The organism is Kaistella carnis (genome assembly GCF_003860585.1).
GTDB classification, from domain to species: Bacteria; Bacteroidota; Bacteroidia; order Flavobacteriales; family Weeksellaceae; genus Kaistella; species Kaistella carnis.
In genome coordinates this window covers 2984457-3005092 of sequence record NZ_CP034159.1, presented here as the reverse complement: position 1 = coordinate 3005092, position 20636 = coordinate 2984457, and the positions used below count along the sequence as shown (strand labels likewise).

Annotated in this window: 21 protein-coding genes; 9 read left to right on the top strand and 12 right to left on the bottom strand. The window is 37.2% G+C overall.

Annotated features, from left to right (window positions below; translation table 11 throughout):
* Positions 1 to 2: 2 nt before the first annotated feature.
* From EIB73_RS13925 to EIB73_RS13900, 6 genes are all read left to right on the top strand, one after another.
* Positions 3 to 1007 carry a vWA domain-containing protein gene (locus EIB73_RS13925; protein WP_125025843.1) on the top strand — a complete coding sequence of 335 codons (1005 nt, stop codon included), beginning with the start codon at positions 3 to 5 and terminating at the stop codon, positions 1005 to 1007.
* A gap of 227 nt (positions 1008 to 1234) precedes the next feature.
* Entirely contained in the window at positions 1235 to 2242 is a 1008-nt protein-coding gene (locus EIB73_RS13920; protein ID WP_125025842.1) for a vWA domain-containing protein, read from the top strand.
* Between the two features lie 88 nt (positions 2243 to 2330).
* Positions 2331 to 3074 carry a tetratricopeptide repeat protein gene (locus EIB73_RS13915; RefSeq protein WP_125025841.1) on the top strand — a complete coding sequence of 248 codons (744 nt, stop codon included), beginning with the start codon at positions 2331 to 2333 and terminating at the stop codon, positions 3072 to 3074.
* A complete protein-coding gene (locus tag EIB73_RS13910) occupies positions 3074 to 4813 on the top strand; it encodes a BatD family protein (protein ID WP_125025840.1) in 1740 nt (579 codons plus the stop codon). The genes EIB73_RS13915 and EIB73_RS13910 overlap by 1 nt, the downstream gene beginning before the upstream one ends.
* Positions 4814 to 4856: 43 nt before the next feature.
* On the top strand, positions 4857 to 5453 hold the full coding sequence (locus EIB73_RS13905; RefSeq protein WP_125025839.1) for a MarC family protein: 597 nt from the start codon (positions 4857 to 4859) through the stop codon (positions 5451 to 5453).
* A gap of 10 nt (positions 5454 to 5463) precedes the next feature.
* Positions 5464 to 5661, top strand: a complete 198-nt coding sequence (locus tag EIB73_RS13900) for a hypothetical protein (RefSeq protein ID WP_125025838.1) — start codon at positions 5464 to 5466, stop codon at positions 5659 to 5661.
* 12 nt (positions 5662 to 5673) lie between these two features.
* Here the strand turns inward: EIB73_RS13900 and EIB73_RS13895 are convergent, their stop codons facing one another.
* The 6 genes from EIB73_RS13895 to EIB73_RS13870 all read right to left on the bottom strand — a co-directional run bounded on the left by EIB73_RS13895 (position 5674) and on the right by EIB73_RS13870 (position 12424).
* Positions 5674 to 6726, bottom strand: coding sequence for a diphosphomevalonate/mevalonate 3,5-bisphosphate decarboxylase family protein (locus EIB73_RS13895; protein ID WP_125025837.1), 1053 nt, complete (start codon positions 6724 to 6726; stop codon positions 5674 to 5676).
* 43 nt (positions 6727 to 6769) lie between these two features.
* A complete protein-coding gene (locus EIB73_RS13890) occupies positions 6770 to 8533 on the bottom strand; it encodes an AMP-dependent synthetase/ligase (RefSeq protein ID WP_125025836.1) in 1764 nt (587 codons plus the stop codon).
* Positions 8530 to 9540, bottom strand: coding sequence for an NAD-dependent epimerase/dehydratase family protein (locus tag EIB73_RS13885; protein ID WP_125025835.1), 1011 nt, complete (start codon positions 9538 to 9540; stop codon positions 8530 to 8532). Before EIB73_RS13885 ends, EIB73_RS13890 begins: the two co-directional genes overlap by 4 nt.
* 32 nt (positions 9541 to 9572) lie before the next feature.
* Complete coding sequence (locus EIB73_RS13880) at positions 9573 to 10361, bottom strand: alpha/beta fold hydrolase (protein WP_125025834.1); 789 nt, start codon at positions 10359 to 10361, stop codon at positions 9573 to 9575.
* An 80-nt stretch (positions 10362 to 10441) separates the two neighbouring features.
* Positions 10442 to 11161 (bottom strand): pyridoxine 5'-phosphate synthase, encoded by a 720-nt coding sequence (locus tag EIB73_RS13875; RefSeq protein WP_125025833.1) that lies wholly within the window; start codon positions 11159 to 11161, stop codon positions 10442 to 10444.
* Positions 11162 to 11164: 3 nt separating this feature from the next.
* The gene (locus EIB73_RS13870) at positions 11165 to 12424 is read right to left on the bottom strand and encodes a mechanosensitive ion channel family protein (protein ID WP_125025832.1); all 1260 of its coding nucleotides are present in this window, start codon (positions 12422 to 12424) and stop codon (positions 11165 to 11167) included.
* Positions 12425 to 12493: 69 nt separating this feature from the next.
* Here EIB73_RS13870 and EIB73_RS13865 point away from each other — a divergent pair, with 69 nt between their 5' ends.
* Together EIB73_RS13865 and EIB73_RS13860 are read left to right on the top strand one after the other, a co-directional pair.
* Positions 12494 to 12985: a DUF456 domain-containing protein gene (locus tag EIB73_RS13865; protein ID WP_125025831.1), complete on the top strand. Its 492-nt coding sequence runs from the start codon at positions 12494 to 12496 to the stop codon at positions 12983 to 12985.
* A gap of 4 nt (positions 12986 to 12989) precedes the next feature.
* Positions 12990 to 13622 carry a hypothetical protein gene (locus EIB73_RS13860; protein WP_125025830.1) on the top strand — a complete coding sequence of 211 codons (633 nt, stop codon included), beginning with the start codon at positions 12990 to 12992 and terminating at the stop codon, positions 13620 to 13622.
* Here EIB73_RS13860 and EIB73_RS13855 read toward each other — a convergent pair.
* Positions 13609 to 14250, bottom strand: coding sequence for a uracil-DNA glycosylase (locus EIB73_RS13855; protein WP_125025829.1), 642 nt, complete (start codon positions 14248 to 14250; stop codon positions 13609 to 13611). The genes EIB73_RS13860 and EIB73_RS13855 overlap by 14 nt on opposite strands.
* Positions 14251 to 14282: 32 nt before the next feature.
* Positions 14283 to 14789: a GNAT family N-acetyltransferase gene (locus tag EIB73_RS13850; protein ID WP_125025828.1), complete on the bottom strand. Its 507-nt coding sequence runs from the start codon at positions 14787 to 14789 to the stop codon at positions 14283 to 14285.
* Positions 14790 to 14873: 84 nt separating this feature from the next.
* Between EIB73_RS13850 and EIB73_RS13845 the strand changes: the two genes are divergently transcribed.
* Positions 14874 to 17024 (top strand): endonuclease MutS2, encoded by a 2151-nt coding sequence (locus tag EIB73_RS13845; protein WP_125025827.1) that lies wholly within the window; start codon positions 14874 to 14876, stop codon positions 17022 to 17024.
* 100 nt (positions 17025 to 17124) lie between these two features.
* On the opposite strand, the gene EIB73_RS13840 is transcribed toward EIB73_RS13845, so the two are convergent.
* From EIB73_RS13840 to EIB73_RS13825, 4 genes are all read right to left on the bottom strand, one after another.
* Entirely contained in the window at positions 17125 to 17715 is a 591-nt protein-coding gene (locus EIB73_RS13840; RefSeq protein ID WP_125025826.1) for an HD domain-containing protein, read from the bottom strand.
* A 102-nt stretch (positions 17716 to 17817) separates the two neighbouring features.
* Positions 17818 to 18816 (bottom strand): MlaD family protein, encoded by a 999-nt coding sequence (locus EIB73_RS13835; RefSeq protein ID WP_125025825.1) that lies wholly within the window; start codon positions 18814 to 18816, stop codon positions 17818 to 17820.
* 3 nt (positions 18817 to 18819) lie between these two features.
* Positions 18820 to 19572 (bottom strand): ABC transporter ATP-binding protein, encoded by a 753-nt coding sequence (locus EIB73_RS13830; RefSeq protein ID WP_125025824.1) that lies wholly within the window; start codon positions 19570 to 19572, stop codon positions 18820 to 18822.
* 3 nt (positions 19573 to 19575) lie between these two features.
* Positions 19576 to 20358, bottom strand: coding sequence for an MlaE family ABC transporter permease (locus EIB73_RS13825; RefSeq protein WP_125025823.1), 783 nt, complete (start codon positions 20356 to 20358; stop codon positions 19576 to 19578).
* Positions 20359 to 20636 lie beyond the last annotated feature (278 nt).

Here is a 20636-nt window from a genome sequence, read left to right as displayed (position 1 = left end):
GAATGACGTTTGATTTTTTAAATTTTGAGTTTTACAGTCCGTGGTTTTTGCTGCTTTTTGCAGTATTTATACCATTGATGATCTTGGATTCCCGCAAGAAAAAGCGCTCCGGAATTACCGTTCCTTCAACCCAGAATATGACTGAAAACAATTCGATTCTCTTCGTTTTGTTTATACTTAAAATCTCAAAATACATCCTTCTTTCGACCCTCATTATCGCAATGGCAAGACCGCGTTCATTTACGATTTCACAAGATCAGGACGACAGCAAAGGAATCGATATTATGCTCTCAGTAGACGTCTCCCTGAGTATGCTGGCAAAAGATCTGGAACCCGACCGATTAACCGCTCTGAAAGATATCGCAAAGAAATTCGTGGCCCAAAGACCCGGCGACCGAATTGGTTTGGTGACCTATTCCGGCGAAGCTTTTACCAAAGTTCCCGTAACCTCCGATCATGCCGTGGTGATTGACGAACTAGATCAATTGAATCCTTTGGAATTACAGCCCGGAACTGCCATTGGCGAAGGATTATCGGTCGCAGTCACGCACTTAAGAAACAGCAAAGCAAAGTCTAAAATTATTATTTTGATGACGGACGGCGTGAATACCATCGAAAATGCGATGCCTACTCAAGTTGGCGCAGAACTCGCACGCAGCAGCGGTATCAAAGTGTATTCAATCGGAATTGGAACCAACGGATATGCCTTGATGCCCACACAAACCGATATTTTTGGCGATTTGGTCTTTACCGAAGCCGAAGTGAAAATTGATGAACCCGTTTTACGGGAGATTGCGCAAACGACGGGTGGGAAGTATTTCCGCGCAACTTCCAACGAAAGTTTACAGGAAATATATGATGAAATTAACCAACTGGAAAAATCAGATTTGAAAACCACAAAACTGTACAATTACAAAGAATATTTTAGAACATTTCTCTGGATCGCCCTGTTTGTGGTGCTTTTCGATGCGATGTTGCGGTGGGTATTTTATAAATTTTTAAGTTAGCAATGATAAGGAGCGCCACCATTTTGGTTCCTTTCACAAGCAGTCCCGCTCTACGTTACAATCTCTTTTCTGCGCATAAAAGCACAGAAAAAGAGGATTTTCACTGCGATCGGGGCTAAAATTTCAGGCATTTTTTCCCTTGAAAATGGGCTGCGATTTTGATGAAACTGAATTTAAATAGAGAAAGCGAAGGAGATCAAACTCACGAACGCACAACTGAATAAAAAATGAATTTGTCCTTAGGAAATAACTGGTATTTACTTTTGCTGCTGCTTTTGCCGCTGCTCGGAATCATTATGGTCTTCTATCTAAAATGGAAAAACAAGCGACAAAACATTTTTGCCGAAGCCCGTTTCCAGGAAAAACTCTTCGAAAAGAAGTCAGGATTTTCCAAAATTCTTCCCGTTCTCTATTTATTGGCCACGCTTTTTTTAATATTATCAATCGTTGATCTGCTCAGCGGGTCCGAAGAAGTAAAAACGAAACAGAAAATGAACAACGTTATTTTTCTTCTCGATGTTTCCAATTCAATGAATGCGCAGGATGTGGCGCCAAACCGTTTAGACGAAGCTAAAAACATCATCATCAATACGATGAGCAAAATGACAAACGATAAAGTCGGCATCGTGGTTTTTGCCGGCGACGCTTCCTCCATCATGCCACTCACAACAGACTTCACGGCCGCAGAAACTTATCTTGGGGGTGTAGAAACCAATATTGTTAAAACACAGGGAACTGATTTTCTGAAAGCAATAAGATCTGTGGCAGAAAAATTTAAAAACATTCCAAAAGGCTCCCGAAAAGTAGTCATGCTGAGTGATGGTGAAGATAATGAAGGCAATGAAAAAGCAGCGATTAAACTTGCAAAAAATGAAGGAATTTCAGTCATTACGGTCGGAATTGGGTCCGAGGAAGGTGCACCAATTCCCGAATACGTTTTCGGTCAATTGATGGGTTATAAAACAGATATCAACGGGCAAACGGTTATTTCAAAACGACAAAATCTGGCTTTGAAAAACATCGCCAACGAAACGAGCGGATCCTACGTTGATGGAAATAATCTTGAGAATGCCACGGAACAGATCATTGATGGACTCAGCAAAACGGCATCTTCCACAGAAAGTATGGTAAAATCGAATAACGCGATTCATTATTATCAGTATTTTCTAGCCATATCGATATTTTTCTTTCTGCTCATTTTTCTCTTAAATCCGAAAAAGGACTTCAACATTTGATTCAAAATCAGCACATTCGGCCGATTTTAACCGAAATTTAACAATTTCCCGCATAGACTTTAACATATAAAGCAATAATTTTGCAGTGATGAAAATTAATCTACTTTTTTCGGCTTTTTTGCTGACCTTTTGTTTTACCCTTTTTTCTGCACAGGAAAATTACAAAACTTTAGTATATAAAGGTAATCAGCAATTTGACAAACAAAATTACGAATCCTCTTCCTCAAAATATATGGAAGCCATTAAACTTAATGATAAAGATTTTATGGCGCATTATAACCTGGGCAATTCTTTGTACAAAAGAAAAATGTATGAAGAAGCTCAGGCAGAATTTGAGAAAGCCGAAAAACTTGCATCCACCATTCCCGACAAAGGCGCTGCACTTTACAATTTAGGCAACACGTACATGCAGAAAGAAGATTCTAAAAAAGCAGCAGAACTTTATAAGCAGGCGCTAAAGCAGGATCCTTACAATGAATCGATTCGTAAGAACTACGAAATTGCGATGCTGAAAGAAAAAGAAAAGGAGCAACAAAATAATCAAAAAAACAAAGATGGCGGTGGCGGTGGTGACGGCAAAAATCAAGATCAAAATCAAGGCGACGAAAAAGGCGATCAGGCAAAAAATGAAGCCGGACGCGGACAGCAGAATAAAGGCGAGGGCGAAGGTGAAGATCCTAATGAAAACAAAAACGCCAACTCCGATAAAATGCCAAAAGATTTAGAAGATGCCATTCTCAACCGCGTTGGCAATAAAGAACGGGAAACTGCAAAACGGATTCTCAACAAAAACTCCTATTCGATGCCTGAAAGCAACGAAAAGGACTGGTAATGATAAAAAGGATTCCTTACATATTATTTTTATTCTCTGCCATATTTAATTATGGCCAGGTTACCTTGGCTATTTCTGAAGTGAAAGATCAAAAGGTGAATCAAAAGTTTAACCTGACGGTTCTTCTGGAAATTAGTGGGGAAAATATGGAACAGGAAACCCCGCTGAAAATGCCGGATTTCTCTAAATTTAATATCGTGGGAAGTGCTTCTGAACGAAACACGGTGGTCTTAGATGCGAGTAAAGGAACAGTGGTGGATCAACTGGTCTATCAATATGTACTGAGTCCGAAACAAGCGGGAAAGATCAAAATAGGATCCGTTCTGGTAACAGTCAACGGGAAAATTTACAAAACCGAACCTTTTGACATTAATGTAAGAGAGAATGAGAAAATTAGTTCCGTAGAAGACAATGACCGGAATGATCTATATCTTAATTTAGAAGTACGCGATAAGGTAGTTTATAAAAACGAACCTACCATTGCTGTGCTGCGCGCCTATAGCCGCAACTATGACAATTTCCGAAAAGTAGGTAATATTCAGTTCGGACATCAGCGGCATGTGAACATAAAGCCCGTAAGTTTAGCAAAATCAGAAATCGAATCGAATTCGGGAATAGCTTCCCAGGTGATTGGTGTTTTTATGATTTTCCCTTCTGAAACCGGGTTCATTGAAATTAATCCAATAACGGCTTCTTACAATATTTCGACGAAAGGAAATAAAATTACCTCCAATAAGGTGACCCTTAATGTGAAAAAACTACCTGGTGGAATGCCGGCTAATTTTAAAAATGCAGTAGGTCAATTTAAGGCAGACGTATTTAATCCTAACTCATCAGAGATCCCAGAGATCGATAAACCGGTAAATATTCAGTTGAAATTGGCAGGTTCTGGCAATTTAGGCAGTTTGAACTTACCAAAACTCCTGGAATCTCCGGATTATGTTTTTTACAGCCCAAAAATAAGCACACAAACCACGACGAATAAAAAAAGATTGTCAGGCACTGTAACTGCAGAATATGTAGTTGTTCCAAAGAAATCCGGCTTGGTCAAAGTGCAGTTTGAAGACTTTTCCTACTTCGATCCTGCTTCGGGATCCTATACCGATCTTGGGGCAAAAGAGATACTTCTCAACGTAAAAACTCCACAAGAGATTGCAGATAATAAGAGTCCGTTTGAAAAGATGAACGAATATACCAACACAGTTTTGGAAACGGTAAATACCCCTGTTCTACAAACACACAATCTTAAGATAAAAGATAAAAACACCATTAACTGGAATATTGTTTTTGGCAATCTGGCCTTATTGACAGGATTTGTCTCGTTATTCTTAATTGTGATGCACCGAAAAGAAAAGAGAAGATTAAAAAGAAAAACTACAGTTGCTCCATCTTCTTCCCTTTCGATTGCTGAAACAGAAGAACTTTTACGAAAAAATTTAACCTATCCGTTTGCCGAGACTATTGAATATTTAAAGAAATTAAAAGATAATAAAGATTTCACAACATTCTTTGAAACGTATGATGAACTTCATCGTGAAGCTAAAAAACGATTTTCTGCGACAAGTGATTCAGAATTCCGCTCTATTTTGGAGCAAACCAAAGGCCAACAGGTAGCCGAGCAATATCGTGTTCTTTCCGGCAAAATTCAGATTGAAAAATTCGCACCCTTCCATAATGAAGAAGAGATTACTAATCTGTATAACATTATTAATAATTTATATTCAGACATTAACAAATAGTAATTTATTTTTCATATTTTTGCGAAATTAATAATCAAACGAAATGCTAGAATTTTTCTCCATCAAAGAGACGCTAACCGCCTCCATGATTCTTTTCGCCGTAATAGATATCATGGGTTCGATCCCAATTATTGTTGGATTGAAGAAGAAATTCGGTAAAATTGAAGCGGAAAAAGCTTCTATTGTTGCCGGTGTTTTGATGATCGCATTTCTTTTTATCGGAAACAATATCTTAAAATTAATCGGTGTAGATGTAAATTCATTTGCGATCGCAGGTGCTTTTGTGATTTTTATCATCGCTGTAGAAATGATTCTTGGCATTGAAATTCAAAAGAATTCAGAATCTCAGTCAGCGTCCATTGTTCCTATTGCTTTTCCACTCATTGCAGGCGCAGGAACACTGACTACTACGCTGTCTTTACGTGCTGAATATCATGATATCAATATTATAATCGGAATCATTATCAACACAATTTTCGTATATTTGGTGCTGAAATCAGCTAACTGGTTGGAGAATAAATTAGGTGACGGAACGCTTCAGGTTTTACAGAAAGTTTTCGGAATCATCCTTCTTGCGATTTCTATTAAATTATTTACGGCAAATTTTGCCCAGCTTTTCTCAACGTACGTTAAATTTTAATTCATAAAAAATGCAACTCTTTTATAAAGTATTTTTAGCCCTATTCGTGATTTTCATCGGTTTTAACCTATACGTTATGGATTGGGATCTCGGTTTTTGGCATGAAGAAAATGCGAAGTTCATTTTGTCAATGTCTGCCGCAGTTCTTGGTATCATCGTGGTTTTCGTTTTAAATACGATGAGCAGACTTTCCTCTGCAAAGAAATAATTTGCTCCTTTTTTAAAACCTCATCACATCTTTTACAACGCCATTGTTTTGGGTATGTTGTATAAGTTCCCTGATGATGAATTCTTTGATTACATCCTCTTCTTTATTGCTTGGGAAAAGTAAATGAACATTTGCGCCCGCGTCTAAAGTAAAGAATAAAGGAAGATCGGTTTGCTTTCTAAATTCCCAGATCTTATTAATTACGGCTAAAGTGCCGGCTTGCATCAGAATAAAAGCAGGCTCGCTCATCATCATCATGGCGTGTAAAGTCAAAGCTTCATGTTCCACTAACTTGATAAAAGCCTTCATATCTCCGTTTTTCAAAATGAGTTTAAGGTTAGAGAAGTTCTCATGCGCTTCTTTAAATCTCCTTTCTGCATAAGGATTGGTATTCATTAAGCCATGACCAACCGTGGAACTCACAGATTTCTCACCTTCGTGAATCAACAGAACCCAATCATTAAAATTTCTAAAGACGGGATGAATTTCTGACATCGGATATTGCACTGCAAACAGATCAGAACTCTCGGAAACTTCATTTGTTTCTCCCCAAACAACCAACCCATCATACAAACTTCTACAAGCACTTCCACTTCCTAATCGGGCGAGGAAACTGGCTTTTCTCAAAGACGAATCTGCATCCGTTTTCCCTGCGAAAGTTTCATCCAGATGCATTAAACATTTTGCAATTGCCCCAAAACCCGAGGCAGAACTTGCAATTCCGGAACTGTGGGGAAAGGTGTTTTCGGTTCTGATGATATATTTCCCTTTTAAAATCCAGGGTAAATATTCCTCAATGGTTGTAAAATATTTCTCAATTTTCTGTGCAAATTTTACTTCTTCTTTTTCAGCTAAAAAAGTTGTTACGGAAAATTTTTCTCCGGCAACAAATTCCATTTCTGTGTTGGTTTTACACAAATTTAAGGTGTAGCTGATGCTGGGATTTGCGGGAATCTGGTCTTTATATTTCCCCCAATATTTAATTAAAGCAATATTGGACGGACAAGATTCAGTCACCTTTTGATTGGAGATCTCGAAGTTTTTATTTCCTGAAAATTTGATCATTTTATTTCTTATTTACTTAAGTTCAAACAGTTATCACCAGACTTTACGAGTTGTACATCCCATTAATAACATCAGCGTATTTCTGCATGATTACATTTCTTTTCACTTTTAATGTCGGTGTGATTTCTCCACTTGTCATTTCAAACTCAGAGGGCATGAGGACGAATTTTTTCACCTTCTCAAAACCAGCCAGATTTTTCTGAATCTCTTCAATTTTTTCGCGGTAAAATTCTTTAATTTTTTCAGATTTTACGATGTCTTCCCAATTTGTAAAAGGAATGCTCATTTTATCCAACTGCTCCTTCAATGCTTCAAAATTTGGAATAATTAGGGCAGTAACAAATGATTTCCCTTCAGCTACGATCATCGCCTGATTAATATAATTGTTATTAGATAAAAGATTTTCTATGGGTTGCGGCGCAATATATTTACCGTTGGAAGTTTTCATTAAATCCTTTATTCTGTCCGTGATAAATAAATTTCCGGAATCGTCGAATCTGCCCGCATCACCCGTTTTGAACCAACCATCTTCTGTAAAAACCTCCGCCGTTGCTTCAGGTTTCTTATAATACCCTTTCATTATACCACTTCCTTTGGCTAAAATCTCATCGTTTTCCCCAATTTTAAGCTGGGTTTCCCCGAATCGAATGCCAGCAGAACCATGTTTGAAATGATGAAAAGGAAAACAGGTGAGCGTTGCGGTAGTTTCCGTTAAACCATATCCAACGGTGATATGAATTCCCAACGCTTCGAAGAAACGGGTTACTTCTTCGGAGACTGAAGCGCCACCACACGGCATGAACCAAAGTTTTCCACCCATTTTTTGCTTGATCTTATTAAAGACCATAATCCCAGCAACCGTGTTTTTCATTTTTAAAGAAAACGGAATGGGTTTATTTACTCGTCGAAGTTCTGCAACTTCATTTCCGGTCGCAATTGCCCACTTGAAAATTTTCTTTTTCGCGTCAGAACTGTTGTTCACCATTTCATTAACACCAGCATAAATTTTCTGATAAAATCGCGGCACTGAACACATCATGGTTGGCTTTACTTCCGTTAAAGCGCTTGCAATTAACTTTGTGTTTTCCAGAAAGTACGCTGTAGCGCCGCCAAAAAGTACGAGCAAAGTCCAGCAGCGTTCGAAAACATGAGTTAACGGTAAAAACGCCAGTGACTTTTCATTTTCGAAGTTATTAAATTTAAAGAATTCAAAATGAGCCTCTACTGATTTATGAAAATTCCCATGCGTCAACATCACGCCTTTGGGAACTCCTGTTGTTCCGGAAGTATAGATAATGGTGGCTAATTCTGTATCTTCTTTAGCAACGATGTTGAATTCCTCAGCAGCTTTTTTAATAAAATCTTCCAGATATTGGCTATTTTCCTTTTTAATCCAAATTGATTTTTTGGCAACGATTACCTTTTGCAGAATATGATGCTTATTTAAAATACTAAATGCGGCATCATATTGCTCCTGATTCCCAACCAGAATCATTTTACATTCAGATTCATTAAGAATATATTCTGCCTGCTCTTCATTATTGGTTGAATATATAGGCACCGTGATGGCTCCCAAAGACAAAATTGCCAGATCAAAGACGATCCATTCAGCTGAATTATCAGAGTAAATGGCGACTTTATCATGCTCAGAAATTCCGGCCTCGCGCAGGGCATTTGCCGTTTTAAAAACCAAACGTCGAAAGGAAGTCCAGGAAATCTCCGTCCACTTTTCTTTTTTCTTAAAACCAATGGCTGATTTTAAAGGGAATTTTTCAGCATTTGTATTTAGGAATTCTGCAATATTCATAGCTTATGATGATCTAAAATATAATTTTTTAAATGGAAATCAAGACTTTCAAAAACCGGTATAAATTGATAATCGAGTTCTTGACGTATTTTATTATTAGAAATTACGGGATTGGAAGTTACGGTTTCGAGATTTACTTTGCTCAACATTCGTAAACCCGGAATCAACCAACCCAATAAAATATTCAGTATATAACCAATATTCAGAATTGATTTCGAAAGAACTTTGGCTTCAGATTTCCCTAATTTTTTCCGCACGAAATTCGCTACTTTCAAAATTTTCTTTGTTTCAGAGATCACAATATATCTTTCACCAAAAATATTTTTCTCCATTAAAGAAATCGAAATCTGTGCAACATCCCGAACATCTACATAAGCAGTACTTCCACTCATGGCATACGGATATTTGGAAAAAGCTCCAAAAATTTCGCCACTACTCGACTGCCAGTTTCCGCTTCCAATGATGACTCCTGGATTGATGATAACGGTATTTAGACCTTCTGCAGAAGCACGCCACACTTCCATCTCGGAGAAATGTTTTGATCGTGCGTAAGGCGAATGATCTAGTTTAGGGTTATAATTTGAATCTTCGGTTACTTCTCCTTTTTCATCAACACCATCTAAAACAGCGGTAGAACTTACGAAGCAAAATTTTTGAACGGTGGAACTTTCACACGCATTCAGCAACCGTCGGGTGCCTTCAATATTCGTATGATACATAGCGCGGCGATCGTTCGGGTGAAAACTTACATGAGCAGCACAGTGGTAAACATCGGTAACCCCGAGAAGCGCATTTTCAAGCGATTCCAGATCTTGAAAATCGACATTTATCCACTCAATCTGACTAAAAAAATGGTCGGCTTGATCGGTATAAAATCGATAAGATTCTAAAACTTCATCGATGTTACTGGATTCTCTTTTGGTCGCACGCACTTTTTTACCCCGTTTCAGCAATTCTAAAACGATGACTCTTCCAAGAATTCCTGTAGCGCCGGTAACTAAAATCATAGTGATTGTAATTGGTGAATTTCACCTTTTTTTTAAGAAACTTCTTGATCGCTCAGGAAATTTTTCACAACTTCATTGAAATCTTTTGGATTTTCTGCCTGCACCCAATGTCCGGCATTCTTAATCGTCACAATGGAAGAATTCGGAAACTGCTGCTTGATCTGATATTCATCTTGAGGCAAAATATAATTTGAATTGCCACCGGAAATAAACAAGGTCTTCCCCTTGAAAGTACCGTATTTTATAGCATTTGAAACAAATTCAGAATATTTTGTTGAAAGGGTATTCAAGTTGAAACGCCAGTTGAGTTTTTTATCGTCGGTCCAGTACAAGTTTTTCGCTAAAAACTGAATCACGGATTTCTCCGGAATATATTGCTTTAGAGCTTCTTCAACTTCCTGGCGGGAATTTACAGTCGAGAAATCAATACTTTCCATGGCTTTTATTATTCCCTGATGATGTGGCGGATAGGCTTTCGGGGAAATATCGACCACAATTAATTTATCTACACGATCAGGATAAGTAATCGCAAACTGCATGACGGCTTTCCCACCCAGTGAATGGCCCAGCAAATTAATTTTCTCTAATTTATGGAAATCCATGTAATTGAGAATATCTTCTGCAAGATCGTCATGAGACATTTCTGTGGAGTGAAAACTCTTGCCGTGGTTTCTTAAATCAATCAAATGAACCGGGAAAAACTCGCCCATTTCTTTGCCAAAACTTCCCCAGTTGTCCAGCATGCCAAATAATCCATGAAATACCAAAAGTGGCATTCCTGACTGATCTTCTCCGTATATTTTTGAGTGTAAAACTTCCATTAAAAATATTATAGTTTATAAAATTACTTAAATCTTCTTTAAATAATCAATCATTGAAAAAACGAATTCGTTTTTATCCTTTACCACTTTGCCAATCTTTTAAGATAAGCCTGCACCGTATTTTCAAGACCCATGTATAAAGCTTCAGAAATTAATGCATGACCGATGGAAACCTCCAATAAATTTGGAATATGATCTGCAAAATATTTTAAATTTTCTAAACTTAAATCATGACCGGCATTAACTCCCAACCCATATTTTTCAGCTTCTAAAGCGGTTTCAATATAAGGTTTAATGGCCTCTTCTTTATTTTTCAGATAATTCGTAGCATACGCTTCGGTGTAGAGTTCGATACGGTCAGCCCCTGTTTCTTTTGCATATTTCACCATTTCAGGATTTGGATCTAAAAAGATGGAAGTTCTAATTCCGGCGTCTTTAAATTCTGCAATCACCAATTTCAGAAACTCTAAATTGTATTCACAATCCCAGCCAGCGTTGGAGGTAATGGCATCTTCACCATCGGGAACCAAAGTTACTTGCTCAGGTTTTATTTCTAAAACCATATCGATAAAAGCACGATGCGGATTTCCTTCAATATTAAATTCAGTGTGAACCAAAGGTTTCAAATCGTAAACATCTTTTCTGGTAATGTGTCTTTGATCCGGTCGCGGATGAATCGTAATTCCCTGCGCACCAAACTCCTGAAGTTTAACTGCAGCTTCGGTCACACTTGGCAATTCGCCACCACGGGCATTTCTGAGCGTGGCAATTTTATTTATATTTACACTAAGTTTTGTCATTTTTTAAATTTTATTAAACTGCATGATTTCCAGATCAAATTCCTTGGAAGCAACCAAAAGGTGATCAAAAATATCTGCTAAAATGATTTCATAATTCTCCCAGGCTGAGTCATTTGTAAAACAGTAAATTTCCAAAGGCATTCCCTGCGGCGTATTTTCTAACTGCCGAACCAGCAAAGTTCCTTTTTGATCAATATGCTTGTTATTTTTTAAATAATTAAAAGCGTATTCTCGGAAAACTCCAATGTTGGTCAACTGTCTTCCGTTAATAGACAGGTCAGAATTTTCCAGTATTGCGCGTTCTTTAATAATTTCTTCTTTCTTCTGAATCAGATAGTCCTTTATCAAATTGATTTTAGAAAAACGATCCACTTCCTCTAAAGTTAAGAATTTGAAAGAATTGATATTAAAAATGATAGCCCGCTTAATTCTCCGGGTATTACTCTCCGACATGACCTGAATATTTTTAATCTCGGTGGTCAGAAAGTCGTAGGTGGGAATTGTGGAAATGGTTTTATCGAAATTTTGAATTTTCGTTGTTAAAAGATTGAGGTCTACAATTGTTCCTTCCAGATTATATTTCGGAATTCCGATCCAGTCGCCGACTTTCAAATTCTTAGAAGTTGCGACATGAATTCCCGTGACAAAACCCAGGATCGTATCCCGGAAAACCAAAACAAGAACTGCGGTGATTGCCCCCAAACTTCCTACAATTGCAGAGCTGCTGATGCCGAAAACCACACTAATCGCAATCACAGAACAGATGAAAATCCCAAAAATATTGACGGTTTGAGAGACCGCGTTCAGCGCGATAATTTTATAGTAATCTTTTTTAATAATGAAATAATTCCGGAATGCAGTTAAGCCGCGGAAAAGCATTTGCGCCACCACTAAAACGATGACCAAACTGATCATTCTTTCTAGGAACGTAAAGCTTTTAGGATGACGGTAAAAAATGGAGAAAAGCGCGTAGCTCCCAAATAAAAGTGCGTTGATGTGCGAGATCGAATTGGTAATCTTCGCAGCATATATTGATTTTAAGACCGGATATTTATCTTTATCAAAAAAAAGTTTAAAAATACTGTTGATCAGTAATCTGAATAAAAAATCAACTACGAAAATGATTCCAATGAAAAATACAAACTTGGTAACAATCTGCAACAGCAGTACCCAACTGTCCGGGCTGTTTTCCCGCACAAAAAAATGAATATAATCGCTTATATTCTGAAGGAAATCTTTGGTATCGGTCATCTCTTTGTTCATCACAGCAAAAATAAGAAATCCGTTTGTCTTTCGCAGATTTATAAGTACATTTAACAAAATTTAGTACCTATGGATACGTCTTTAATTCAGCTTGCGAGTATTATTTTACTAATTTTGGGTCTTTTAGGAACTTTTCTTCCTGTTTTACCCGGTTTACTTTTAAGCTTATGCGGTTTACTAATTTATAAGTTTGGAACAGATTCACCAATATCCATGATTTATATCTGGATTTTTGTCTTTCTTACCATTCTTTCCGCTATTTTAAATTATGTAATTCCTGCAAGAACCAATCGTAAATATGGGGGAACGCGCTGGGGAAGTATAGGTTCGGTCGTAGGTACACTCGTGGGTATGTTTTTTATTCCCGTTCCTTTTGGCTTTTTAATTGGAATGTTTTTAGGGGTTTTCGTGGGCGAATTGTTGCATGATGCAAATGATAAAAAGAAAGCCTGGAATTCAACCAAAGGAGCGCTTATTGGTTTCCTCTACGGAACAGGATTTAATTTCATTGTAGGATTGGCAATGTTTTTGGTAGTTTTGATAGATATCTTTAAAAATTAAAACAATGATACACAGATTATTACTCACCTCGATGACGCTCTTTTCTTTGGCAACCTGCCAAACTCAGAATGCTGCCAAAACGGAAACTGCGACAAATGTTACGCAAAACGAAGTACAAACCAACACGCAAACCACGACCATGACTCAACCTAAAAAAGGAGAACCGGAGATGTCAACCGGTTTACCTCCAGATCAGGAGGCACTGGACACTGCAAAAAAAGAACAACAGCAAGCCAGCACCGATAAAGCAGGCGTGATCTATTTAAAAGAAGGGGAAAACAAATTCCTGAAAGAATATGATATGAATGTTACCTTCAAACGACTGGTAGAAGACAGTCGTTGCCCAAAAGGAGTACAATGCGTTTGGGCGGGAAATGCTACGGCGGAAATCGAATTGATGGGCACGTATACGCGTCCGGTGACGTTAAAAATCAGCACAACTGATAATGCAAGTAAAGGCTATTATACCACGCAGGAATTTAACGGATACGCAATTTCTTTGGTTGAAGTAACGCCCGAAACAACCTCTGCAAAAGGTTTTAATGCCTTAAAAGGAAGTTATAAGATCGCTTTGAAGTTTGAAAAAGGAAATCCTGTGGATTCTAAAACGCAACGTGGTGGAACTACCAGCAAATAGGATCAATATTTTTGGATTTTAAATACTCATTAATTTGAGAAAAAGGTTTGCTTCCATAAAAGCCACGATATACTGAAAACGGCGAAGGATGCGCAGATTTAACGATAAGATGTTTAGAGGAATTGATTAATTCCTCTTTTTTTTGTGCAAAAGCGCCCCATAAAACAAAAACAACATTCTCTTTTCGATCCGAAATTTCTTTGATGATAAAATCAGTCAGTTTTTCCCAGCCTAGATTTTTATGTGAATTCGGCGTGTGAGCTTTCACGGTTAAGGTAGCGTTCAAAAGTAAAACTCCCTGTTCTGCCCAGTCATCCAATTCCTTTTTAGTTCGTACAATTCCCAAATCGTCCTGCAATTCTTTAAAAATATTTTTAAGAGAAGGCGGCGCAGTTACTTGTTCGGAAACCGAAAAACACAATCCATTAGCCTGAAAATCGTTATGATAAGGATCTTGCCCGATAATAACAACCTTAACTTCTTCAAAAGGAGTCAGTTCTAATGCTCGAAAAATCTGTTTCTTCGGAGGAAAACATTTTTCTGTTTCATACTCCTTTTTAACATTTGACCACAACTGATCAAAATATTCGGTGTTTTTTATGGGCGCTAAAACCTCATTCCAATCCATAGGATAATTTTAAATATTTATTAAGGGACAAATTAAATCTTATGCAATTCAAAAATACTGTTTTCCGGATAATTTCTATCCTTTCTATTTTCATTTAAAATAAAATTAAATTTTCCCAAAAGAGAAATGGAATTCACATTGTTTTTATTGGTAAAAGCCTCTATCTTATTTAAATTTAATTGCTGAAAACCAAATTTTAAAATAAAAGCTACAGCTTCCGACATCAATCCTTTGCCATGATAATTGGGCAACAATTCATAACCCAATTCTGCAATTTCTCGATCTTCAGAAAAATTCCAGAGACAAATGGTGCCCAATAATTGTGGTTGAGTACGACAGGATATTCCGAAAAACAAAATTTCCTTATTGAGTGTTTTTCTTTTAATATTTAAAATAAAATCCAGCGCTTCAAAAGAATTTTTCGGTGGAATTCGATGGAGAAACCGATTAATTTCTGAATTGCTTCTTATCGAAAAAATTTCGACTGCATCGTATTCTGTAATTGTTCTCAAAATTAACCGCTCCGTCTCAAACTTCATTTTTCAAAGATAGAATTTTCAAAATTTCTTAACGCATCCGTTTTCAGATACCTACATTATCAAATTATCTCATTAAATTTGCGTGTGCATATACAAACCGAAGATTTAAACGAACTGGAATTTCCCGAACTTTTGGCGGAAATTTCTCCCTTTGCTTTCTCAAAGAAAATTGCAGAAAAAATTGCAGGAATCCGTCCCTTTAATATTGAAGAAGCTGAAATTTCTTTAAAAAAAGTAGCTGAATATTTATCCAGTTTTGAAAGTGGCAACGCGATTCCCTTCAATGAATACGAAGATATTGAAGAAGAACTAAAACTGATGCTGATCGAAAATTATCGGTTAGATAATACTTCATTTTTAAAAATTAAAAGCCTCACCGAACAGATTGCAAGGCTTCAAAAATTTTATCCTGCTTATGAAGATTTATTTCTTTACCTAAAAAACGATGTTAAAGATTTGGAATTCCGCAAAGAAATCGTGGATAAAATTGATAAAGTTTTTAACCGGTTTGGAGAAGTAAAAAGTGACTCCTCGCCTATTCTTAAAGCTTTACGTACTGATATTTCGCACGCCAGAAAAGCCATTCAGGAAAACTTTAACCGAACACTTACCGCACTTACTTCTACGGATTATTTAGACGATATTCGGGAGAGTATTATGGATGATCAGCGGGTTTTGGCCGTGAAGTCTGCTTACAAGAAAAGAGTTCCGGGCCGTGTTTTAGGAGTTTCTAAAACAGGTTCAATTACTTATATTCAGCCGGAATCTGTCGTAAAACATCAGTTTAAATTACGCGAAGATATTGAGGAAGAGAAAAAAGAAGTTGATAAAATCTTACGAAAATTGACCTTTGAGATCTCCGAATTTCAGCCACAACTCTACTCGTATCAAAAATATATTTTCGATTTAGACCTCACCAGAGCGAAAGCCAAATTTGCGGAGAAAATAGGCGGAATTTTACCAAAAATCAACCGTCACCGAACCATGCGTTTGGTGAATGCTTTTCATCCGCTTTTGTTGATCCGTAATCAGGTGGAAAAGAAAAAGATCTTTCCGCAAACTTTAACTTTAACGGAACAGAACAGGATTCTCTGTATTTCGGGACCGAATGCAGGTGGAAAATCAATTACTTTAAAAACGGTTGGACTGTTGCAATTGATGATTCAGAGTGGGATTTTAGTTCCTGTTCATCCGAAATCTGAGATGTTTTTCTTTGAAAAATTAATGACGGATATTGGTGATAATCAATCCATTGAGAACCATCTTTCTACATATTCTTCGCGATTGAAGAAAATGGCGAAGATCATTAAAGAAGCCAATTCAAAAACGCTTTTACTGATTGACGAATTTGGAACAGGTTCGGATCCGGAACTTGGAGGCTCATTAGCTGAAAGTTTTCTGGAATTCTTTTACGACAAAAAAAGTTTTTCCATTATTACCACACATTACACGAATATAAAACTGGTCATTGAGCAACTTCCGCACGCCACAAATGCGGCCATGCTTTTTGACGAAAATTCCTTGGAACCACTGTACAAATTAGAGGTTGGCCAAGCCGGAAGTTCCTTTACTTTTGAAGTGGCGGAGAAAAATAAAATCCCAAAATTCATCATCGAGTCTGCGAAGAAAAAAGTAGAACACGACATCGTGAATCTGGATAAAACGATTGTAAAATTACAGCAGGAAAAATTTGAAGTCGAAAAAATAAAAACCGATTTGGCGGAAAAAAGAGATTCTACGCAAAACAAAAAAGAAAATCTTGAAAAGCTGAATGACCAACTGCAACAAAAGCTTTTTAATTTTCAAAAACTTTATGAAGACGAACATCGGAAATTACAGTTTGGAAATAAGATTGAAGCCTTCATTGATTCTTATGTAAAAGGAAAATCGAGGAAATTGGTAGTTGCTGATTTTGTGAAAATTCTGGAGCAGGAAAAATTCCGAAAACTGGGCGCGGATAAAGATGAAACGAAACGCATGCAGGTTGTAAAAAGAAAAATTACGCAGCAGTTAAAGAAAGTGGATGTGCAGGAGAAGATCGAGGAAACAAACGAAAGACTGGAAGACAAACGCCAAAAAGAACGCGCTATTTGGATGAAAGTTGGACAAAGGGTAAGAATTCCCGGCTCAACCAGTGTAGGCACCATCGAGAAAATCGAAAAGAACGGAAAGGTTTCTGTGAATTACGGGACTTTTAAAACGCAAATAAGCGGTGATGAACTGGAGCGGATTTAAAGAAATTATAAATGATGAATTTTAAATTTCCAGAAACTTTAAAATAAAAATGCGAGATCGTAAAAGGTCTCGCATTTTTTCATTGTTATTATAGAATAATTTACTCAGTCAATTTCCCTTGATACAAGGCTTTGTTAAGCAAAATATCAAAGGCATCACCCAATTCTTTCGAGGCTCGTTTAACGGCGGTGCCGACAATATTTTCTACTTGTGAGACTTTCACCCCAGCTTCTGTCCAACTTTTGCCGGAACCATATACATTCAGCAGAAAAGGCATAATTCTATCGACTGCGCAGGCGAAGATGGCATCGGGAGTTTCTTCAGCTTCAAACTCAATCCAGAGGTTTAGAAAGTCTGAACTTAATGGTCCATTTAAAACACCGAATGTTTTTTTTGCAGCTTCCAATTCACGTTCGTATTTTCCCGTCATTGCGCTTTCATCAAAAATAAAAGTGTCACCTGCTTCTATTTCCACTACATCGTGTATAGAAAGCATTCTTATCACTCTTAAAAGATCAATTTGCTCTTTATTTTTCGCGTAAGGTAAAAGGATCTGTGCAAACACGACAATTTGCCAACTGTGTTCGGCGGTATTTTCGCGACGGGAATTATCAAGGTTGAAATTTCTGCGATTGACACTTTTCAAGGCATCTAATGCGAGAATAAATTCTATTTCTTTTTCTAAAATCATGCGACAAATTTCGGTAAAATAAGTTGATTTTTACTCGTTCTGCATTTCTTTGCCGTACCTAAAGGAATCATCATTTCCGTGGAAGAGGTATGGAAATGATGCTTATTGCTTCACTTCCTCTTCCTTCAAGTCTTTTGCTTTCTGCTTGTCGAGCTTTCTAAAATATCCACGGAAGAGGAAATTATGTTTCAACACTTCCATATTTTGATTGAGTTTATCCGTAGCTTCTTTTACATTAACAACGGTAGAATCTATATTTTTCTTCAGACTTTCGTCTTTGGTTATATAGTTCAGGGAGCCTTTTCCGGCTTTAATTTCGGCCACATAATCTTCTAAGTTTTTAGAAACATTATTAATATCATTGCTGGATTTTTCCAGATTAGCAAAAACACTTTGAATTTGCTGTCGTGATTTTGGGTCGCTCAATAGGACTGCCACGGCGCTTTGATCGTAATTTATTTTTCCGATGATCGCATTTACCTGTGCCATTGCTCTATTTGTTCCTTCCGCAGTTTGTTTCAAGGCAGCAACAGATTTGCGCAGATCGTACTCGAGGGAAGAATCACTCAATATTGCACCCAAAGCACCTTTTCCGCCCACAACCTGATGCGTAATTATCGCCAGATCTGAAGTTATTAAAGCAGCGCTCTCATTGGTTTTACTAAAGGTTTCAAGTATTTCATCAACCGTGATCTTCGTTTTTATCTGAATTTGGTCTCCGGAAACCACTTTTGTCGCTGTTTTATCTTCTCCCGGAACAAGATTAACAACCATGCTTCCCACTAAACCGTCTGAAGCAATTGAGGCAACTGCATCTTTTTTTATAAATCTCGCAGCCGGTTCGTTTACCGACATTTCCACCCTAATTTTCCCTTCCGCTTTCATTTCAATTTTACTCACGTTCCCAACATTCACGCCGGAATAGCGCACATTATTACCGATTTGCAAACCACTTACATCTGTAAAAACCGCATATAACTGAATGTTTTTGCTGAAGAGATTTTGTCGCTTCCCTACAAAATACAATGCGGTAACGAGAAGAATTGTCCCAAGTACGACGAAGATGCCGACATTCATCTTTTTTGAGGTAGATTTTTCCATAATTTAATTTTTAAAGAAGGCCTGAACTTGTGGATCATTTGATTTTAAAAGCTCCTCGTAAGTTCCTTCTGCATAATTAATTCCATCCACCAGTAATATCATGCGGTTCGAAATTACCCGAGCGCAATCTACATCATGCGTGATGATGATGGAAGAAGTTTTATATTTTATCTGAATATTTCTTAAAAGTTCAATAATTTCTTTTGAAGTAATCGGATCCAAACCCGTTGTAGGTTCGTCATACATAAGGATTTTGGGTTTTAGGATCAAAGCTCTTGCAAGCGCCACCCTTCTCTGCATTCCGCCGGAAAGTTCAGACGGCATTAAATCGATGGTTTTAGCCAGACCAACATCTTCTAAAGCTCCTTTTACTAAATTTTCTGTATCGGTAAAATCTTTAATTTTATCTTTATGTCTTCTTAAGGGAAATTCTAAATTCTCCCGAACGGTCATGGAATCATACAAAGCACTTCCCTGAAAGAGAAATCCAATCTCGGTTCTCAAAATATCGAGTTCTTTTTGTCCCATCTTGGTAATATCTTCTCCATTGATGGTGATACTTCCTCCATCAGGCTGAATCAAACCGACCAGACATTTAACCATCACCGATTTTCCGGAGCCGGATTTTCCCATAATGGTCAAATTTTCACCTTCAAAAAGTTTTAAATTAAAACCTTTTAAAACCTGATTATCTCCAAAACTTTTGGTGATATTTTTCAGTTCTAAAACTACTTTTTTCGACGTATTATCTTCCATTTCTTAAATATCAAAAATAATATCAGTTACAAATACCGCGATAAAGTCAATTATAAAAATCAGCATCGAGGTGTAAACGACCGCAGCATTAGAAGCTTCTCCCACACCCACGGTTCCTTTCGCGCAATTATATCCTTTAAAACATCCAATTAAACCGATCGCAAACCCAAAGAAAAATGTTTTGATCGTGGCAGGAATAATATCGCCAAATGTAATGGCCTTGAAAACTTTACTGAAATACAAAGTATAGGAAACATCCGATTTTAAATTTTCTACGATTGCAGAACCAAACAGCGCGATGGAATCTCCGATAATCACTAAAAGTGGAAGCATTAAAGTCGCCGCTGCGATCCGCGTTACGACCAAATATTTAAAAGGGTTCGTACCGGAAACTTCCATCGCATCTATTTGCTCTGTGACTCGCATAGAACCTAATTCTGCTCCGATTCCGGACCCGATTCTACCGGCACAGATCAGCGCAATAATTACCGGCCCAATTTCCCTAATAATAGAAATACTGATCATGGAAGGAATCCAGGATTCAGCACCAAACTGTTCTAAAGTTGGCCTGGATTGCAGCGTAAATACCAATCCTAAGATAAATCCAGTTACCGAAACCAGCAGCAATGACCGATTGCCAATATTATAACATTGATTAATCAGTTCTTTAAATTCGAAAGGCGGTAATAGAACTTCCCTAAAAAATCGCGCACCAAACAAAGTGATATCTCCAATTTCCGAGAAAAATGTTTTTACAGAAGCGAATAAGGTTGAAGCATTAGACATACAATTCAGTATTACTCAAATGTAGTCTAATTAAAACCACATCTCTTCTAAAAATCAATCTTATTAAGTTTAGTGTGAAATAATCATCTTCATCAATTTTTTAGAACTTGTATGAAAAAATTAATAAATGTTCTTTCCACAAATTTTAAAGAATTTCAGAAGTGGGGATGACTTTATATTTTAGTCTTTTTACGGGTCATTTATAATTAAAAAATCATAAATGATAAACTTTTTACAGAATCTCTCAAAAAAAAATCACCTACGAGAATCGTAAGTGA

Excerpts from the sequence above, each read along its gene's own strand:
- EIB73_RS13895 (WP_125025837.1), bottom strand. The coding sequence starts at position 6,726 with ATGATCAAATTTTCAGGAAATAAAAACTTCGAGATCTCCAATCAAAAG.
- EIB73_RS13905 (WP_125025839.1), top strand. The coding sequence starts at position 4,857 with ATGCTAGAATTTTTCTCCATCAAAGAGACGCTAACCGCCTCCATGATT.
- EIB73_RS13865 (WP_125025831.1), top strand. The coding sequence starts at position 12,494 with ATGGATACGTCTTTAATTCAGCTTGCGAGTATTATTTTACTAATTTTG.
- EIB73_RS13860 (WP_125025830.1), top strand. The coding sequence starts at position 12,990 with ATGATACACAGATTATTACTCACCTCGATGACGCTCTTTTCTTTGGCA.
- EIB73_RS13910 (WP_125025840.1), top strand. The coding sequence starts at position 3,074 with ATGATAAAAAGGATTCCTTACATATTATTTTTATTCTCTGCCATATTT.
- EIB73_RS13855 (WP_125025829.1), bottom strand. The coding sequence starts at position 14,250 with ATGGATTGGAATGAGGTTTTAGCGCCCATAAAAAACACCGAATATTTT.
- EIB73_RS13830 (WP_125025824.1), bottom strand. The coding sequence starts at position 19,572 with ATGGAAGATAATACGTCGAAAAAAGTAGTTTTAGAACTGAAAAATATC.
- EIB73_RS13900 (WP_125025838.1), top strand. The coding sequence starts at position 5,464 with ATGCAACTCTTTTATAAAGTATTTTTAGCCCTATTCGTGATTTTCATC.
- EIB73_RS13825 (WP_125025823.1), bottom strand. The coding sequence starts at position 20,358 with ATGTCTAATGCTTCAACCTTATTCGCTTCTGTAAAAACATTTTTCTCG.
- EIB73_RS13835 (WP_125025825.1), bottom strand. The coding sequence starts at position 18,816 with ATGGAAAAATCTACCTCAAAAAAGATGAATGTCGGCATCTTCGTCGTA.
- EIB73_RS13890 (WP_125025836.1), bottom strand. The coding sequence starts at position 8,533 with ATGAATATTGCAGAATTCCTAAATACAAATGCTGAAAAATTCCCTTTA.
- EIB73_RS13850 (WP_125025828.1), bottom strand. The coding sequence starts at position 14,789 with ATGAAGTTTGAGACGGAGCGGTTAATTTTGAGAACAATTACAGAATAC.
- EIB73_RS13840 (WP_125025826.1), bottom strand. The coding sequence starts at position 17,715 with ATGATTTTAGAAAAAGAAATAGAATTTATTCTCGCATTAGATGCCTTG.
- EIB73_RS13915 (WP_125025841.1), top strand. The coding sequence starts at position 2,331 with ATGAAAATTAATCTACTTTTTTCGGCTTTTTTGCTGACCTTTTGTTTT.
- EIB73_RS13925 (WP_125025843.1), top strand. The coding sequence starts at position 3 with ATGACGTTTGATTTTTTAAATTTTGAGTTTTACAGTCCGTGGTTTTTG.
- EIB73_RS13920 (WP_125025842.1), top strand. The coding sequence starts at position 1,235 with ATGAATTTGTCCTTAGGAAATAACTGGTATTTACTTTTGCTGCTGCTT.
- EIB73_RS13875 (WP_125025833.1), bottom strand. The coding sequence starts at position 11,161 with ATGACAAAACTTAGTGTAAATATAAATAAAATTGCCACGCTCAGAAAT.
- EIB73_RS13885 (WP_125025835.1), bottom strand. The coding sequence starts at position 9,540 with ATGATTTTAGTTACCGGCGCTACAGGAATTCTTGGAAGAGTCATCGTT.
- EIB73_RS13880 (WP_125025834.1), bottom strand. The coding sequence starts at position 10,361 with ATGGAAGTTTTACACTCAAAAATATACGGAGAAGATCAGTCAGGAATG.
- EIB73_RS13870 (WP_125025832.1), bottom strand. The coding sequence starts at position 12,424 with ATGAACAAAGAGATGACCGATACCAAAGATTTCCTTCAGAATATAAGC.